Raw genomic sequence first — 16636 nt, forward strand, 5'->3', positions numbered from 1 at the left:
CCACCGGCGTTGTACGCATACATCTGAACAGCAAAACCCCCAATGTCATAATCATGACTTTGGGGGCTCTTTGGTTAAGCTTGAAACGCTACATATTTGTCACCCAACAGATTTTTGAAATACGTGCGATTATATAACATGCTAGGATGGGATGGGTAAAAACTCAGCGCCGTTTCATTATGCTGGTTTGCTAACTCATGTTGGCCGAGCCGATCGTAACAGAGAGCCAATTGAAGATGCGGGAGCCAGGTATAAAAGATCCCATTCTTCATCCCCATCGAATCAACATCCCGCGGCAGCTGTATCGCAAGCTCATACCAGTATGCCGCGGGTTGCAATTGACTTTTTTCCAGAAGAAGGGCTCCAATTCGGCAGCAGAACTCTGAACGTGGTTTATCGTATTGTAAGGTTCTGCATAACGCTTCAAATGAACCCTCTTTATCCCCCAGCCGTTCCCGGCATTCAGCAAGCCTTAGGCAAGCTTGGAAATTATCTTCTATCCAGCCTTGCCCACCTGCCAAAAACATCTCATAATATTTACAAGCCTCTTCATTCAAGGCGTGGTCTCGTAATTCATTTGCATAGTAATACTGGTCTCTCGGAGAGAACAGTTCACCTTCAGCCACTCTTTTTTGATAAATCCGCAAGTTACGGTCCGTATATTCCTTATCTTTCTCATGAGTAATACAGACATCACTACTGAATGAAGGACCACTTACCTCTAGATATTCATGTACTGGGCCAATCCACTGAAAATTACAGCTGCGGCGAACAAGCCGGTTCCGACGCAAGCTAGCTGTGACATTTCCCGCCTCGTCAAAAGCCAGATTATACTGCATATTTACGCTGTGGATATGTTTTGGCAGAATCTCTTTTAGCTTTTTAAACAATATCTGATCCGCTTCCTTTATATAATCATCCGCATCGAGCCATAAAATGTACTCCTGAGTTGCTTTACTGAAAGCAAAATTTCGTGCGGCACTAAAATTATCAATCCATTCGAAATCATAAATTACAGCTCCGAAGGACATTGCGATCTCTTTCGTCTTATCCGTTGAGCCGGTATCCACGATAACCACTTCATCTACAAGACTTGCAATGCTAGACAAACATTTATGCAGGCTTTTTTCTTCATTTCGTACAATCATACATAAACTAATCGTGACCATACTCGCCCTCCTATAAGCTTTGTTAAAATTACTTTCTATATTGATATGCAGGGTTGGTGAAATGGAATCCTTCACTAACCCGACCGATAATGAAGAACTTCCGAAATATAAAGGTTATATATATTATGAGACTTATACTTTCTAATTTTCATAAGAAACTTCCCACTCCATTCTGATGTCTATATAAGATATAAGTAAGTTCAAAGGAGGTACAGCATATATGAAATCAAAACGAAGAAGCGTTAGAAACGGCTCGATCTTAACTTCAATAGTATGTGTCGTAATGGCACTAGTACTGCTGATTGGCTATAAAGGCCTCAACTGGGGAAAGTCCACCCCTCCACCTACATCCACCAACGCACCAACTAATCATGCAGCAAATAACGAATCAGAACCCATTTTCACCCAAGAAGTGCTTGAATTTCCTAACAGCGATCTCAACAATGGTCCGGTTCTCATTCCACTGCACACCACGCTGGCACAGTTAAATATCGATAGCGGTGACGAAACCGTAAATACAGTGGTTCCTCCCATTCCTGAAATGACCTTTGCCTTATCTCAAGAAATGAAAAATCAAGTTGAAGCAACGCTTGTCTATAGACCTGATATCGGTGGGGGTTATGTTATACTTGCACCTGCTGGATGGCTAGCCACCGCTGTTGTTGGTGCTAATGGTTCGTATGGGGTTACCTTTCAAGATCCAAACAATCCAGAACAAAACATGAACTATTCAGATACGGCTTGGAGCTGCACAGGCTGTGCTATCACTTCAATCGGGGCCTATTTCCCGGACAAAGCCGAATGGGCTGACGCGATGGGATTTACAATTTATAATCCCCTTAAGTTCAGCGAACGGCATATTTTAGGTGCTGCAGGAGCTGAAGCAAGAACCGTCAGATATACGCTGTCAGCAGACTCAAATGGCTATCAGGACGAGGGATCTGCCTATTACGATGAAGGAGAATGGGGTTATTTATTCCGTAGCATTAAAATACATCTATCACAAATAACCCAGCAGCAGGAAGTAGTGGAAACCCTCATGAAGTTTTTTACAGATAATCATGGCCCCCTCTTTATTGCTGACCCCAATAGAGAGAAGTCGGACTAAGCGTGGGAATTTTTAGAAGAAGGTATTTTCAACCTCTACTCTTGCTTTTTAAAAGACGGATGTGCTAATTTTTGTTATAATCATTGCAGTGCGTTGTTTTTGAATTCAGTTATATAAAGGGGACGTTACCATGACTCAAATTATTAAAACACTAACTATTGCAGGCAGCGACTCCAGTGGTGGTGCAGGGATCCAAGCGGATTTAAAAACCTTTGAAGAATATGGAACCTACGGCTTCAGTGCCTTAACCACTATCGTTACCATGGACCCTGACAATGGATGGCACCACAATGTGTATCCAATTGATGCATCCATTGTTGCTGAGCAGCTAAAAACTATTTTCGCAGGCGGTCCAGTTAATGCCATGAAAACGGGTATGCTGGGAAGTGTTGAAATTGTGCGTGTTGCTGAGCAAGCGATCAAAGAAAATCTACAGACCAATGTAGTGATTGATCCGGTCATGGTCTGCAAGGGTGAAGATGAAGTCTTGAACCCAGACAGCGCAGAAGCTATTCGCGACTTACTGCTGCCATTAGCCACCGTGGTTACACCAAATCTGTTTGAAGCTGGCGTTCTTTCAGGTCTTGGCAAACTTTCTACCCTAGAGGATATGAAAGAAGCTGCTCGTCTGATTCATAAGCTTGGTGCACGTAATGTCGTGGTTAAAGGCGGCAAAGCACTCGGCGGCGATCAAGCAATTGATGTCTTCTTCGACGGTTCTGAGTACACCGTATTTCAAACAGCCAAAATCGAGCCTGCTCACAATCATGGGGCTGGATGTACCTTTGCCGCTGCCATTACAGGCGGTTTAGCTAACGGTCTATCCGTTCATGAAGCTGTAGCAAAAGCTAAGGATTTCGTCTCCGCAGCCATTCGTAATGGCTTTGCGTTCAATGAATATGTAGGTCCTGTATTTCATGGTGGCTATCGTTTAGAACGTTAAACCCCTAAGCTAAAGATCCAAAAACATAAATGGCAGTCCAGATGCTGAAATTCAGCTCTGAACTGCCATTTTTATTTTGCGAGTATAAATTAATTAAACCCTGGAAAATCAGCTAAATCAGAGAAGCGAATGAAAAATACGATAACAGCTAATACACCGAGCAGGATAATTGGAAACGTATGTTTAAACGAATCCTGTTCACGAATATGAACCAGAACTCCGCCAATGGCCGTAACACCAAGTAAAAGCGCACCTGCCGCTGCCCAGCTAGGCTCCCAGTAGCCAACAACCAAAGCTGCTGCGGCGACAAGCTCAACGAGTCCTGTTACTACGCGAAACCACTGTGGTAACCGCCATTTTTTAAAGTTATCCACGTGCATCGATGAACCCGCTACCTTTCCCAACCCTGCCATAACGAAAGCAAGTACCAACAAGCTTTGCAATACGATGGATACAATATTCATGATCATCACTCCCAATACCTTTATTTGCAACTAAGACAAGCACATATTAAAGTAAAAGAACTCCTTGCTAAAAGACAGTGGATACTTTCAATAATCCGCTTCGTTCACTCCCCCTTGTTACTATATGTGCTCACCTCAAGCACAATACCTCTAAAAATAAAGTTACAGTGGAAACTGCAACTCTGATAAGCACATTATAGTAGCCGGAGAAACCCTTGACTAGCACTTTTTTTATGCATTAAATCCTTAAGAAAAGAAATCTACCCGTTCCATCACATTAGTAATCGTATATTGACGTAAATACTCAATGGTTCGTTGTTCGGTCTCTTGGAGAATTCTCTCTAGTTCGACATCGAGCAAAGCACTTGCTCCACACGCCAGATCCACTTCTGGCTCCTCAATCGTACTACTTACTGCCTCATAAATTTCGCCCAGTGTAACCTCATCCGCAGATTTTCGGAGAACGTACCCACCCTCACGTCCACCTTTGGACTCTACGATTCCCGCAGTTGCCAATGACTGCATCACTCTACGCATAAAGGTCGCGTGTGAATTGACTTGGCTTGCAATCATTGCACTTGATAAAATGCTTCCGCTTTTAGCCAGCCAAACAATCGAATGTACCGCTATTTTAAAACGGGGAGGTCCGATGTTCACTCCGCGATTAGCTGTACTCATGCCCCATCTCCCCTTTCAACTGCAATTATATAAAGCACATTATAGAGTAAAACAAGGGGTGGAGCAAACCAAAAAGGACACATCCCGAAGGAATATGCCCTGTAATATTTGGCGTTTCTATGATTTATTATTCAAAATCCGCAAATCGAAAACTTTGCTTATGCTTACGTTTATTATGATCATTCCACGAGAGAACGACTTCCAACTCTTTAGCCCCATTTTTTATAAAAAAATGACTAAAGTTCACCGTCTCATTGGGTCTCATATCATCGCTGAATGGATCTATTAAGATGATTTGCTCCTGATTAGGATCCTGCACTGGTCGGTACAACTCAAACGTTACATCTATGGCATCTTCACTTAAGTTAGTGACTAATAGCTCGTAGCTCTTATATTTTTCCGGTTGTGGCGAAGGCAGTTTACTTTTATGAAGCTCCATCGCCCATTTGGGTGTTTCACGCTTTGCAGGCAACACATTTTTAACAGCAAAAATACTAGAGCCACCAGTAATCATCAAACACAGAACTAGCAGCGTTAGCACAAACTTTCTATTCAATGCTCATGTCTCCTCGCTATAGGGATACGTTTAAGATTCACGAACACTGATTTTTTATGCGTATTTTCGCAAAAAAAAAGCGCCCGAAGCGAGATTCGAGCCCTTTAGAGATACATTTTTCAATTATTTTATTAAAATAGATAAGGCGCTTTTAGAAGCCAAACGGAACGATAGATCATCCTTGCCCTGCAATTTCACAGCTACATTCTCGTCCTTTTCACTATCGTTGAACAGAACAACCGCTATAGAATTATCTGTATTCTTAAAAGCTACGGAACGGATCACTTCTTGATTAGAGGAAGCGTCAATACGTACAGCCTTCGGACGAATAAATTTGCTGAAATGTGCAAGTGCATAGTAGTCGAGCGTATACGTAAGTTCTTTAGTCTCTTGGTTGACCGTTACAATACCCCGACAAGTGCTTTTGCCAAAGCCCGGCACCGTTGGACCGTTCTTCTCATCTAAGGCCATATTCCACAAGACGAAGGATTTACTATGATTTCTGAGAATATCAATCCCTGTTCTCATTACATTCGAGAAGGCTTGTTCAAATGGAGGAATCCATTCCCCACCAGAACCTTCTGTAAAATGCACTTCTTTATCTGCAAAAGCTTTTAGAACCTCTGATTGTGCTGACGCATTCCCGCCATACCAGTGCCAAGCTACACCGTCCACTTCATCTTTCGCATCATCCAGCACCGTTAGTGGATAATCTGGACGGTCCCAGTTGTGATCGTAGCAAAGAATTTTTGTGTTGATATTGTGCTTCACGAAGCTAGGCTTCAGATAGTTTTTAATGAAATCTCTTTGCGCCTCAGGCAGCATTAACATACTTGGATAATGCTTTGGTTCAAAAAGAGGCTCGTTCTGCGGTGTGACCGCATAAGTTGGCAGACCGTGCTTTTCAAAAGCTTGAATGTATCGTACAAAATAATCGGCATAAGCCTGGTAATGTTCATGTATAAGCTCACCAGCAATCATAGATCCGCTAGTCTTCATCCAGCCTGGTGCACTCCAAGGTGAAGCCATCAGCTTGATCTCAGGATTAAGCTCCAGCGCTTGTTGTAACAAAGGAATAATATCTGTTTCATCATGTGCGATGGAGAAATGAGTTAATTCTGTATCGGTTTCCTGTACAGGCATATCGTCATAGCTATAAATATTTCTAGCATAATCCGATGCTCCCATTGGATTTCTTAATACGGACAAGCCAATCCCATCTTGGGAATCAAAAAGCTTGCTCATGACTTCTTTTTTCTGTTCATTGTCAAGAACTTGGTTAATCAAATATGCGGATGAATCCGTAAAGGATGCCCCGAAGCCATCCATTTCCTGAAAGGTTTGATTCTCATCAAGGTTTACAGTAGTGACCGGCTCATCTGAAGCCATTGGAGTCAATTGTTCTAGCGTTTGCTCTACGAACAATTCATTTTCCCCTGTAGATTGATAAATTTTAAGTTTTGTCATGTAGTTTCCCTCCACTTTTCTATATATCTTACTTTGGTTCTGTAATGAAGAGGCCCCATTAAAGGGGCTGCTCCACAATCCTGCTTATTTAAGACCTAATTTTTCTTTGTTATTTTTCATTTTTTCAGAACGAACTTCTACAATCTTATCCCAGTTGTTTTCATTCAAGAATGCTTTGTAAGCAGCTAAGTTACTATCGAAAGTAGCATCATCTTTGGAACGAATCAAACTTACAAGAGTAGTATTCCAAGTAGCATCAATTGCAGTTAGACTACGCGCTTCAGGCGTTCCTTGAGCAGGGTTAATATTTTCTAGAATGAAGTGCGGTTTCATCTTTCCTTTGCCCCATTCTTGCATTTGTTTAATCGACTCTGCGAATGCATCATTACTCAAAGCTTTATCACGGTCATGTCCGAAGAACATAAATTCGCCCATCCGGTAATCTTTTTTAAATTTATCTGCATTATTCAATTGAAGATCTTTGATTTCAGGCAAGAATTCAATTTTACCAGCATCGTTAACTTTATAGGTCTCTCCTTCAATACCGTAGTTCATAAGCTTCTGTCCTTCTTCACTTAGCAAATACGTGTAGACTTGAATGGCTTTAGCAGGGTCTTTAGCCTTTTTAGTAATGAAACTGATCATCCAGCCTGTAATTCCTGATTGATTTAATGTTGGTTCATGACCAACCGTGCTTTGCGGTCCATCAATTGCGATGTATTCCTTGCCTGGATTTCCAGTCATGAAGATTTGCAGGTTACCACTTTGTTGAGGCGTTCCGTCCAGCAGCATTGTTGCATATTTGCCTGATTTCACTTTTTCTTCAAAGGCAGTACCATCATCAGCAAAACTGTCATCACTGATGTCACCATTTCTGTAGACTTCATTTAATGTTTTCAACCAAGTCAAATAGTCCTCATCCAGATTACGGTTGTAGAACTCGCCATTTTCGGTTTCCATCGGTACGCCGATGAAGTCCTGTAGTACATCTCCCAAAGAACCAGTACCTTTACCAATGGAGTTAAAACCAAAGGGAATCATTTCTGGGAACTGCTTTTTGATTTGTTGCATAACGCTCTTGAATTCTTCCGGAGTACCAATGGTTGGTTTTCCAATCGCTTCGTAAACATCCTTACGGATGACGAATGCCGTTTTTGCAGGAATGTTACCGCTGTCATAATCGTTTTGCGTATTGGAATAGTTAGGATAGCCATAAGTCTTGCCATCTGCTAACTGGAACCAGTTCATCGTATCCTTTTCGGCCACTTTATTGAAATAAGGATCATATTTATCCGCCAGGTCATTCAAAGGCAATGCCCAAGTTGCGGCTTTTTGTACCACTGGTGAGTTAGAATCAAATACAGTCAACAAGTCCGGCATTTCACCACCAGCAAAAATCGTATTCAGCTTAGTGTCATCGCCTTTAATAAATTTAATGTTGATGTTTAAATCCTCTTTAATTTTCTTTGTAACAAGATCCTTACCGAAATCAGTATTCCACCAGTCTGCATTCACGTACCAAGTAAGATCTGTAATCTCTTTTTTTGTATCCAGCTTCCATGCCGGTGTTTCCGGATCTATCGTATAGCGACCTTCAATGGAGCTCAATTCTTTGCTGGAGTTATCAGAACTCCCCTTCGATCCACAACCCGTAAATACCAGTACAACAGCCATAAGCGCTGTACAAAGCTTGAGTCCTTTTTTCCCAAATGCTTTATTCATCCTTGTTTCCCCCTAAAAAGTTTTGTAAGTAACGGAAGTGCAGATCTGATTGGGCTAGCTACACTTCCGATGGACACTTCGTACACCAATACGTTCTATGAAATCCCTCCTAACTTTCTATTCTTTCACCGCCCCCATCATCATTCCCGAAATAAAGTACCTCTGTAATATTGGATACATCACAACAATCGGCAAAGTTGTAATGACAATTGTTGCTAGTTGAACCCCTTTAGTCGTAGTTTCGATAATGGCAGATCCACCGACATTTTGCATGGATTGCGTTTGCGACTGCACGATAATTTCATAGAGTTTCATTTGCAGCGGATAGAGTGCTTGATCGGTAATATATAACTTGGTGGTCATGAAGTCATTCCATTGCCCTACCCCGTTGAATAACGCAATCGTAGCCATAGCCGGCATGGAAAGAGGGATAAAGATTTTCAGGAAAATACGCCAGTCACCTGCACCATCGATTTTGGCTGACTCTTCAAGTGAATCCGGAACGTTTCTGAAGAAATTCATTAAAATAACTACATCATAGTAACTGAACAAGGCCGGGATAATATAAACCCAAAAGCTATTCAATAGACCCAGTGACTTAATCAATAAATACGTGGGGATCATACCACCCGAGAAGAACATGGTGATTACACCCATGGCAACGTACAGCTTGCGGCCACGTATGTATTTTTTACTCAAACCATAACCAATCATCGCGCAAAAGAATACGTGGGTAATGACACCGATGAAAGTTTTGGCAAGCGAGACCAGGAACGCTAGTCCAATCGTCTCATCTTTTAATACAGCCCGATAATTTTCTAAGGAGAACTCCGGAGACCAAAATATAAATCCGCCTTCCGCGAGCGCCTTGCCTGAACTTAAAGATGAGATGACCACATTCCATAAAGGTACAACGATAATTACAGTACAAATACAGAGTAAAATAATATTTATGGTATTAAAGATTCGACTGTCGAGATCTTCTTTAGCTACCGTACGATTCACAGAAATGCCTCCTTCTACAGAACGGATTGATTATCATTTAATTTGCTGGATACTTTGTTGGCACTAATCAATAGGATAACTGATACGATGGAGACACCTAAACCAACAGCGGTTGCATAAGAGAAGTCACCTTGCGTCATACCCATACGATACACATAAGAATTGATTACTTCTGCTTTTTCACGGTTCTGTGAATTCATCAAGACCAAGGTTTGATCTAAATTCGATCCTAATAAACCGCTTACAGTCAGAATCAGATTTAAACTGATAATCGGTTTCATGTTAGGGAGGGTAATATTCCAAATTTGTCTCATACGACTGGCCCCATCTATTTTTGCAGCTTCATAATAAGTAGGGTCAATTTTCGACATGATCGCTAGGTATAAAATCGTTCCCCAGCCCGCCTCTTTCCAAATATCCGATAACGTTGCAATCCACCAATACTTGTTCGCATCAAGCAAGATATTTACCGGTTTCGAAATGATTCCCAAATTGAGCAGGATTTCATTAATCATACCGGAGGAAGAGAACCAAGCAATCAGCATCCCGCCCAGAACAATCCAGGACAAAAAGTGAGGTAAATAAGAGATCGTTTGTACTATTTTTTTGAAACGTCCACCGCTTAATTCATAAATCATGACGGATAAAATAATAGGAATAACAAATCCTATGGCTAATTTCAGAAAGCTGATCCCTAATGTATTGACTACAGCGTCCCAAAAGTATTTATCTGATAAAATAATTCTAAAATTATCGAGCCCTACCCATGGGGCCGAATCGAGCGTATCAATTACGGTGTAGCTTTTAAAAGCAATTGTTAATCCATAAATCGGAATAAAACAAAAGATAATCATAAAAATAATTCCTGGAATGATCATGGACTGGATTTCCCATTGTCTCTTATAATCAATCACGAACTCTTTGACCCTCTGTCCCATAGGCTTCTTACTGTTCATTGGATTCTTCCCGTTCACTGGCACTACGGCTAATTTATCCACGTTTTTCTTCTCCCCTCCAAATCATGATCCCCAAAACAATAAAAACGTTTTTATTTCTTTTTAAAAAAAACCTCCTAAAAGCAATAAAATTATAAAAAAAATGATCGGATACTATCTTGTTGACCTTCTTGAAAGCGTTAGTACCGATCAATCTTCACTTGAGTAGAACCACGTACAATTAGCTCACCCGGCAATTTCATCATTTCGCCCTGTTCCTTCTTCTGAATCATGCGAACCAGGTGATTTATGGATAGAATACCTTGTCTGGCAATTTGATTTCTTACCGTCGTTAATGGCGGTGAGAAATACTGCGCGATATCAATATCGTCAAACCCCATTACACTTATATCCAACGGGACTTCATATCCATGCGATTTCAAAGCTTGAATACATCCAATGGCGCTCAAATCATTCCCCGCTAAAAAAGCATCAGGCATTTTTTCAGGACTTAAATGAACTAGAGACTTTATAGCGTTATAGGTGCTCTCTTCCTCAAAATATCCTTGTATAATATACTCTTCGTTCGTCGGAAGCTGATATTGACGCAAGGCGGCCAAGTATCCTTCTTTCCGCTGAACACTGTCATACATCTCATCTACACCAGATATGTAAGCAATTTTCTTGTGTCCCAGACTGATTAAATATTTTGTTGCTTCGTAAGCAGATTCAAACGAATTAAAAATTACACTTCCCATCGTTTCATTCTGAAGTGGTCGATCCAGAAACACAGCCTTGATCTTGTCTTTCACCATTGCAGCAATTTCTTCTTCATCTATTCTCAGCTCTTCGTAGATAATGACCCCATCCACACGTCGGCCTAGAATATTGCTCATAATGACTTGTTTATCCTTTGTAACAAATACATTTAATCCATAACCTAACCGATCACATTCACGAGACATGGACTCCACCAGCTTATAGAAGTATGGGCCTGCTACACTTGTCGTGAAAAAACCTAGCATTTTAGTTTTTCCGTTCCTTAGGAGCTTGCCATTTAGGTTTGGAACATAATTTAATTGCTTCGCGATCTTAAGCACATGTGATTTGGTCTCCGGATTTAATACATCAACGTCATTTAGTGCGTTAGAAACTGTAGAAATGGACACTCCAGCCTCTCTTGCAACGTCTTTGATGGTTACCTTTTCCATAATGATTCAATCTTCCTTTACAAATAAAAACGTTTTTATAGATTTAAATTATCATAAAACCGTTTTCATTACAATATGTTTTTTTGTTTTTATAAATTATCTATTTCCCATCATTCATAATATCCGATTAGCAGATTCCCCGAGATCCTGATAATTTAATCTGCAGGCAGTTCGTAGACAGGGAGCAGTACTTATAAGTCCCTCCATCTACACGTCTCATTTTAGAGCTAATCAGACCTGCCTTTTGCAGCTTGGCAACATGTGTGCTAACCATAGCACTACTTAGATAGAGCTCGGCAGCCAGTTCTTTAATATGCATCTCTTTTCGGTCCAGTAGTTCGATAATCCTTAGCCTGACTTCACTTGCTAATGCTTCGTAGACCCGAAGCGATTCTGTATCTGTATTTAAGTGCATTTTATGGTCTCCTATGTCTTTGAATTAGTATTTTAAAGAATTCTAACTATGTAATCTCAAAACTATTTCTTAGTTAACAATAATATTAATTATTAATTTAACAAGCGAGATATGTATTGATGCAGTATAGCTGTTACCTGTGATTATATTCAAGCTAAAAAAAAGAGCAAGTAGAAAATTAATCTTTCGCTGGACGATTGGAAGATGCGCTGGTCGTGGGCTGCTGTCTCACTACATTACTAGAACATGCAGACCGTGTAAAGATGGTTTGCATTCCCCAGCTTATTAATAATATTGCACCTGTCATTAGTGTAGCCGACCACCATAAACGCCCCCTTGAATCTCTGTAATTCTAAGATTCAAAAGGGGCGCTTTTAGTTTTTATTTTATTCTAAAAATCGTTACGGATTGCTTCGGAAACTCATAAGAAAAGCAACTGCCCACTGTCGTAAAGTTTTTTTGCTTCGGGGAGACAAGCTCTTTATTCTCGAAATTATTTTCATCCTCAAGCTGGTATCCCGACAGTTCATATCCTTCGACGGACAAGTCCTTTTTTGCCAACTCTTTTAATATAATCTCAGCAGAAACGCTATTCTCTTGTACATTCACTGTCTTAAGTATGATATCCCCTGTGCAATCCTCCACACTTGCTGTGTAATACAGCGGTTCGATGACCGGAAGTTTATCCTCTGTTTCATTGATCAACTCTCCGTTAATGTATGTATGAATATGTCTGCCGGATACTTTTAGCTTTAGATCATATTCTACGTCTGTTTCAACAGTAAACATCGAATGTGTCAGAACAGAGTTTCTTCCGTTAATGATGGAGGCGACAATCGAATCCTGATTCTGCCAGCCACCCAGCTCCCAGTACAAATGATTCTGATCATCCGCTTTGCCAAAATAGAACTTAAATCCTTTATTCCCTGCGGTTCGTGTAGCCTTAAAATTCAAGGAATAGCTCTCCCACTCCGTCTCTCCAAGCTCTAATATATGTTTAGCCGTTCCATTCTGATCGGGGTCAAGCAGATTCGATACTTCTTCCGATAGATCAGAAAATGTCTTGTGTTCTCCTGTGACATTGTTGACAAGATGGATTTCGGAGAAACGAGCAGCGGATGCATCGACGCCCAAGCTAATGGCTCCTGTGATTGCTTCAATTTTGCGTTCCTCAGGTACTGTGAAGCCGTTTGCTTTTATTTCTAGGAGCTGATCTCCCTGATGATTCATGAATAGCTTTTGAACATAGTAGTTCGCAGTTCCGTACACTTCATGATTATTAAACCAGATTAGATCCGGCTTCCAGTTGATATAATCCACATTGCAGAGCATAGGCGCATAACATGCCAAGCCAACCGCATGAGCGTTGTTCTGAAGTCCCGTCATAAAAGCCGCTTCCACCAACGCGTTATAATAGGTATTGCCCCATGAAGCATATTCACCTAAGAACACTTTCGGTTCGTCAGCCTTAAAGTCATCATAACGATGATGATTCGCCAGGAACCATTCTGGTGTACAGTAGTAATGCTCATCTACGAGATCAGACTTATTCTCTTTTGCCGATGTCCAGCCCCGATCATATTCTTTACCTGCAGAGAATGGACCGCTCGAATTAATGACTTTAATATCCGGATATTTCTCTTTTATGGCTTGATGAAAGTATGGATATCTCTCGAAAAAAGGTGCACCTACCTCCTCATTGCCGATACCGATATACTCTAGGTTAAAAGGCTCTGGATGACCCAGCCTCGCACGTATACTTCCCCACTCCGAAGAAATATCCCCATTAGCAAATTCGATCAAATCCAGTGCATCCTCAACCCAGGGCGTTAATTCATCCAGTGGGACCAATCGTTTATGATGCGGATCGTAGCCGCCCGGAAGAACGGGAATCGGCTTAGCTCCAATATCCTCACAGAACTGAAAATATTCAAAGTAACCTAACCCAAGCGTCTGATTGTAGGACCAGTTATTCCGCCTTGCCGGTCTTTGTGCAACATCCCCAATTGTATTCTTCCATCTGTACATAGAATCTCTGTCATCTGGATTTAAGGAACCGTCATGTACCAGACAACCACCCGGAAACCGCATGAATTTAGGCTTTAAGCCGGCGAGTAACAGTGAAATATCTTCACGCATGCCCCCTGGTCTGTTCATAAAGGTCTTCTCCGGAAATAGAGAAATCATGTCCAGATATACCCTCCCGCTCCCTTTGGTAACGATTACAAGACGTGAACTAGTATCCGTAGCCTTAGACTTAATAACTGCTTCGTATCGAGTCCATTCGGAGTGATTCACAGCTATTTCCGCTTCACCATGAATGATGCCATTTGTACTTTCGATGGTTACAGTAAGGGGGACATCAAAGCTTGTCTCGCGACGAGCATAAACGGAGAACTTATAGTTCTCGCCCTCTTTTACCGGAATACCACGATTGAATCCCAGATTCATCAACCCAACGCCGTCACCTTCAGCCACAATATCAATAGCTACATAATGTGGATTACGACCATTCAAGGGCTCGCTATCTTCCACGGTGATTACGGATTTCCCCTCCCCACGTTCTACAGGCTCCCAAGCCATTAACGCATGATAATCGGCCCGATCAATCGGATCAAATTCAAAGGATCGATTCTGAACTAGCTCAGCATAAAGACCACCATCTGCCGCATGATTTAAATCCTCAAAGAAGATTCCAAATAAATCACCTAATGCTGCACCACGCTTCTGTGTATGTATTGTCAGAGTTCCTTCTGTCTTCATTCTTTCATCACTCCCTTGTAATATTCATTTTAGTTTATATTTATATTACTTAGTTCATATCTATATGAATTATTATAGTGAGTTCACTTCACATTCGTCAATTCAGATGCTTTGAATGTACATCAAAAAAACCGATATCGTATGAGAATCCATACAACATCGGTCTTTATAACACAGGTCCATTTATAATACTCATTTATTTGGCAGTCATTTGCCCTACTAAGAACTCAACAAAATCAGTTGATTTGTTCTTATCTCCACCTTCTCCAAACACCCCGATAATCATCTTCCGTGAATGAATTGGAAGATCTGTAGCAAATTTCGTATCTGTGATATCTACGCCAGTGATCCATTCTTCACCGTTCTCCGTATTTTTTATACGTTTCAAACGAATATCATCTAAAGGAAGTCCCGCTGATTTAACAAACGGCTCCAGATTCTTAAGTCCCTGCTGTTGTCCAATCCAATCAAAAGTAGCATCATCCAAAATGAGGATATCAGGTCTTTCCGCTGCCAGCATCGCCATTGCGCGCTGAATATAAGTCATGTCTAATGTTCCTCCACCCGTTCCACCTGTTGAGGGAAGGTACACTACATCCGTCTTTACCCGCTTCCAAGTCGGATAGCGATTGACTATCTCTTGTTTAAGCTCTTCATCCTTACCTGATGGATCTTGGGATTCATAATTGCCTAAGAACATGATATGTACATCCACTGGCGGGAGTGAAGCTTCATATTTTTTGGCTTGATATTGATTATAAAGAGCGTTACCTCCAAAGATTAGCACTAACAGCACAATGATAGATACAAAAGTATGGACTTTGTATAGCCTAAAAAAATTCTCTGATTTACGCGCTATGCCGGAAAATGCTCCCCATTTCTCTAGCCGCTTGTCCTCTGCCTCCTGAATTTCCTGCTGATCCAAGCCGTCTAGGATCGTTTTGAAAGCAAGAAATTCTTCTTCATAGGCTGTAGCCTCAGTTTCTGAGGAATTTGATTTACGGCGTTTCAAGTGCAAATCAAACTTTTTATTCAGTTCCTCCCGGCTAATGTCTACAGGCAAGTCCAAACGTTCATATGCCTCTTTTAACTTCTCATTCAAATTGATGACTCCTTCCTGATGCTTAACTAAATATCTGATCGTAAATTTGGTTCTATGTATTGAATTAGATTGAACATACACATATTGCAAAAAAATGAGCGAATTCGTGAAAAATACAACATATGAACTCAATTAAACTATATCATGGAGTGCTAGATGCTAACAAGTAAGCGTTTATCATAGGGCTTAGAGGCATTCTCTATTGCCCTTAGTCCAAACCATGCAGCTGTTTAAATTGCTCTGGACTCATTCCAGTCAACCGCTTAAACACTAGACAAAAGTAGCTGGCATTTTCGAAGCCCACTAACTGAGCAATCTCATACATTTTTTTATCTCGTTTATTGGACATTAGTTGTTTACTCAAGTTTATACGTTGCTTGTTGATATAGGTTACAGGTCGATCATGAATTGTTTTTTGAAAAAGCCTACATAAATACTGTGGCGACACTGCAATAACCTCCGCAAGTTCCTTTAATGGGAGGGACCTATGAAGATTTCTTTCTATATGACGCAACACCGGATTAATTCGCTCCAATTCAAGAGCTTCATTTAAAGGAGAAACTAGGTTGCTTTTTAAATCCAGTAGCAGCGCATATAATTGTTTGGATCGTTCCAGATTCGTTTCCAAATCATTGTTATCTGACAAGTTGAGCATTTCTTTTAAAGGATTTAGCCATTTATCCTCCTTCAACCTAGCAGGGCCTGATTCGCGAATTCCTGCGTACAGCAGCATTTGACCGGCCTCTCTACCATTGAATGAAATCCATGACAGCTTCCACTTACTGCTGATTGGCGCATACGAATGCGTAATATTCGGGAACAAAAAGAAAACATCCCCTGAGCCGACAATATATCGTTTCTCCTGAATGATAAGCTCGCCTTTGCCTTCATGAATCTGATGCATTTGATAGTCCGGAAATCCGGTAGGACGTAAGGTTTCTGCCTGATGCTCCCAAAATCCAATGGTTGTAGCATACAGCGGCAGCATATTCGTCTCTTCCGTTTGGCAAAAGATTATTTTGCTCTCCATCTGATCACTCGTTTCATATTTTGTTATATTTGATGAAAAATCTTTTATATCTCTTACCATTACTCCAA

General features: G+C 41.0%; 16 protein-coding genes. 3 read left to right on the top strand and 13 right to left on the bottom strand.

Going from position 1 to position 16636, the window contains the following annotated elements; genetic code table 11:
- Positions 1-74: 74 nt before the first annotated feature.
- Complete coding sequence (locus CA600_RS10620; protein ID WP_094870161.1) at positions 75-1169, bottom strand: glycosyltransferase family 2 protein; 1095 nt, start codon at positions 1167-1169, stop codon at positions 75-77.
- Between the two features lie 220 nt (positions 1170-1389).
- Between CA600_RS10620 and CA600_RS10625 the strand changes: the two genes are divergently transcribed.
- Both CA600_RS10625 and thiD read left to right on the top strand, forming a co-directional pair.
- On the top strand, positions 1390-2277 hold the full coding sequence (locus tag CA600_RS10625) for a DUF4850 domain-containing protein (RefSeq protein WP_094870162.1): 888 nt from the start codon (positions 1390-1392) through the stop codon (positions 2275-2277).
- 130 nt (positions 2278-2407) lie between these two features.
- Positions 2408-3220: a bifunctional hydroxymethylpyrimidine kinase/phosphomethylpyrimidine kinase gene (thiD, locus tag CA600_RS10630; RefSeq protein ID WP_042126537.1), complete on the top strand. Its 813-nt coding sequence runs from the start codon at positions 2408-2410 to the stop codon at positions 3218-3220.
- Positions 3221-3309: 89 nt separating this feature from the next.
- Here thiD and CA600_RS10635 read toward each other — a convergent pair whose 3' ends face one another.
- The 9 genes from CA600_RS10635 to CA600_RS10675 all read right to left on the bottom strand — a co-directional run bounded on the left by CA600_RS10635 (position 3310) and on the right by CA600_RS10675 (position 11673).
- Positions 3310-3684, bottom strand: coding sequence for a DoxX family protein (locus tag CA600_RS10635; RefSeq protein ID WP_094870163.1), 375 nt, complete (start codon positions 3682-3684; stop codon positions 3310-3312).
- 246 nt (positions 3685-3930) lie between these two features.
- The gene (locus CA600_RS10640; RefSeq protein WP_094870164.1) at positions 3931-4362 is read right to left on the bottom strand and encodes an RrF2 family transcriptional regulator; all 432 of its coding nucleotides are present in this window, start codon (positions 4360-4362) and stop codon (positions 3931-3933) included.
- Positions 4363-4489: 127 nt separating this feature from the next.
- Entirely contained in the window at positions 4490-4918 is a 429-nt protein-coding gene (locus CA600_RS10645) for a hypothetical protein (RefSeq protein ID WP_094870165.1), read from the bottom strand.
- Positions 4919-5041: 123 nt separating this feature from the next.
- Entirely contained in the window at positions 5042-6385 is a 1344-nt protein-coding gene (locus CA600_RS10650) for a glycoside hydrolase family 30 protein (RefSeq protein ID WP_094870166.1), read from the bottom strand.
- Positions 6386-6469: 84 nt separating this feature from the next.
- Positions 6470-8107, bottom strand: a complete 1638-nt coding sequence (locus tag CA600_RS10655) for a sugar ABC transporter substrate-binding protein (RefSeq protein ID WP_094870167.1) — start codon at positions 8105-8107, stop codon at positions 6470-6472.
- Positions 8108-8224: 117 nt separating this feature from the next.
- Positions 8225-9112, bottom strand: a complete 888-nt coding sequence (locus CA600_RS10660) for a carbohydrate ABC transporter permease (protein WP_094870168.1) — start codon at positions 9110-9112, stop codon at positions 8225-8227.
- 14 nt (positions 9113-9126) lie between these two features.
- Entirely contained in the window at positions 9127-10068 is a 942-nt protein-coding gene (locus tag CA600_RS10665) for an ABC transporter permease (protein ID WP_094870184.1), read from the bottom strand.
- A gap of 179 nt (positions 10069-10247) precedes the next feature.
- Positions 10248-11258, bottom strand: a complete 1011-nt coding sequence (locus CA600_RS10670) for a LacI family DNA-binding transcriptional regulator (RefSeq protein WP_094870169.1) — start codon at positions 11256-11258, stop codon at positions 10248-10250.
- Positions 11259-11385: 127 nt separating this feature from the next.
- Positions 11386-11673 carry an ArsR/SmtB family transcription factor gene (locus CA600_RS10675; RefSeq protein ID WP_094870170.1) on the bottom strand — a complete coding sequence of 96 codons (288 nt, stop codon included), beginning with the start codon at positions 11671-11673 and terminating at the stop codon, positions 11386-11388.
- Positions 11674-11888: 215 nt separating this feature from the next.
- Between CA600_RS10675 and CA600_RS32185 the strand changes: the two genes are divergently transcribed.
- The gene (locus tag CA600_RS32185) at positions 11889-12023 is read left to right on the top strand and encodes an alpha-L-arabinofuranosidase C-terminal domain-containing protein (protein WP_373455880.1); all 135 of its coding nucleotides are present in this window, start codon (positions 11889-11891) and stop codon (positions 12021-12023) included.
- A 31-nt stretch (positions 12024-12054) separates the two neighbouring features.
- Here CA600_RS32185 and CA600_RS10685 read toward each other — a convergent pair whose 3' ends face one another.
- The 3 genes from CA600_RS10685 to CA600_RS10695 all read right to left on the bottom strand — a co-directional run bounded on the left by CA600_RS10685 (position 12055) and on the right by CA600_RS10695 (position 16568).
- Positions 12055-14436: an alpha-L-arabinofuranosidase C-terminal domain-containing protein gene (locus CA600_RS10685; protein ID WP_094870171.1), complete on the bottom strand. Its 2382-nt coding sequence runs from the start codon at positions 14434-14436 to the stop codon at positions 12055-12057.
- A gap of 196 nt (positions 14437-14632) precedes the next feature.
- Positions 14633-15538, bottom strand: a complete 906-nt coding sequence (locus tag CA600_RS10690; RefSeq protein WP_094870172.1) for a hypothetical protein — start codon at positions 15536-15538, stop codon at positions 14633-14635.
- A gap of 208 nt (positions 15539-15746) precedes the next feature.
- On the bottom strand, positions 15747-16568 hold the full coding sequence (locus CA600_RS10695) for an AraC family transcriptional regulator (RefSeq protein ID WP_094870185.1): 822 nt from the start codon (positions 16566-16568) through the stop codon (positions 15747-15749).
- Positions 16569-16636: the final 68 nt, after the last annotated feature.

The sequence above is a fragment of the Paenibacillus sp. VTT E-133280 genome (assembly GCF_002264385.1).
Taxonomy (GTDB): domain Bacteria; phylum Bacillota; class Bacilli; order Paenibacillales; family Paenibacillaceae; genus Paenibacillus_AQ; species Paenibacillus_AQ nitricinens.

What these genes read in the sequence shown, in the direction of transcription:
- CA600_RS10620 (WP_094870161.1), bottom strand. Translation starts at nt 1,169, where the DNA reads ATGGTCACGATTAGTTTATGTATGATTGTACGAAATGAAGAAAAAAGC.
- CA600_RS10625 (WP_094870162.1), top strand. Translation starts at nt 1,390, where the DNA reads ATGAAATCAAAACGAAGAAGCGTTAGAAACGGCTCGATCTTAACTTCA.
- thiD (WP_042126537.1), top strand. Translation starts at nt 2,408, where the DNA reads ATGACTCAAATTATTAAAACACTAACTATTGCAGGCAGCGACTCCAGT.
- CA600_RS10635 (WP_094870163.1), bottom strand. Translation starts at nt 3,684, where the DNA reads ATGAATATTGTATCCATCGTATTGCAAAGCTTGTTGGTACTTGCTTTC.
- CA600_RS10640 (WP_094870164.1), bottom strand. Translation starts at nt 4,362, where the DNA reads ATGAGTACAGCTAATCGCGGAGTGAACATCGGACCTCCCCGTTTTAAA.
- CA600_RS10650 (WP_094870166.1), bottom strand. Translation starts at nt 6,385, where the DNA reads ATGACAAAACTTAAAATTTATCAATCTACAGGGGAAAATGAATTGTTC.
- CA600_RS10655 (WP_094870167.1), bottom strand. Translation starts at nt 8,107, where the DNA reads ATGAATAAAGCATTTGGGAAAAAAGGACTCAAGCTTTGTACAGCGCTT.
- CA600_RS10665 (WP_094870184.1), bottom strand. Translation starts at nt 10,068, where the DNA reads ATGAACAGTAAGAAGCCTATGGGACAGAGGGTCAAAGAGTTCGTGATT.
- CA600_RS10670 (WP_094870169.1), bottom strand. Translation starts at nt 11,258, where the DNA reads ATGGAAAAGGTAACCATCAAAGACGTTGCAAGAGAGGCTGGAGTGTCC.
- CA600_RS10675 (WP_094870170.1), bottom strand. Translation starts at nt 11,673, where the DNA reads ATGCACTTAAATACAGATACAGAATCGCTTCGGGTCTACGAAGCATTA.
- CA600_RS10685 (WP_094870171.1), bottom strand. Translation starts at nt 14,436, where the DNA reads ATGAAGACAGAAGGAACTCTGACAATACATACACAGAAGCGTGGTGCA.
- CA600_RS10695 (WP_094870185.1), bottom strand. Translation starts at nt 16,568, where the DNA reads ATGGAGAGCAAAATAATCTTTTGCCAAACGGAAGAGACGAATATGCTG.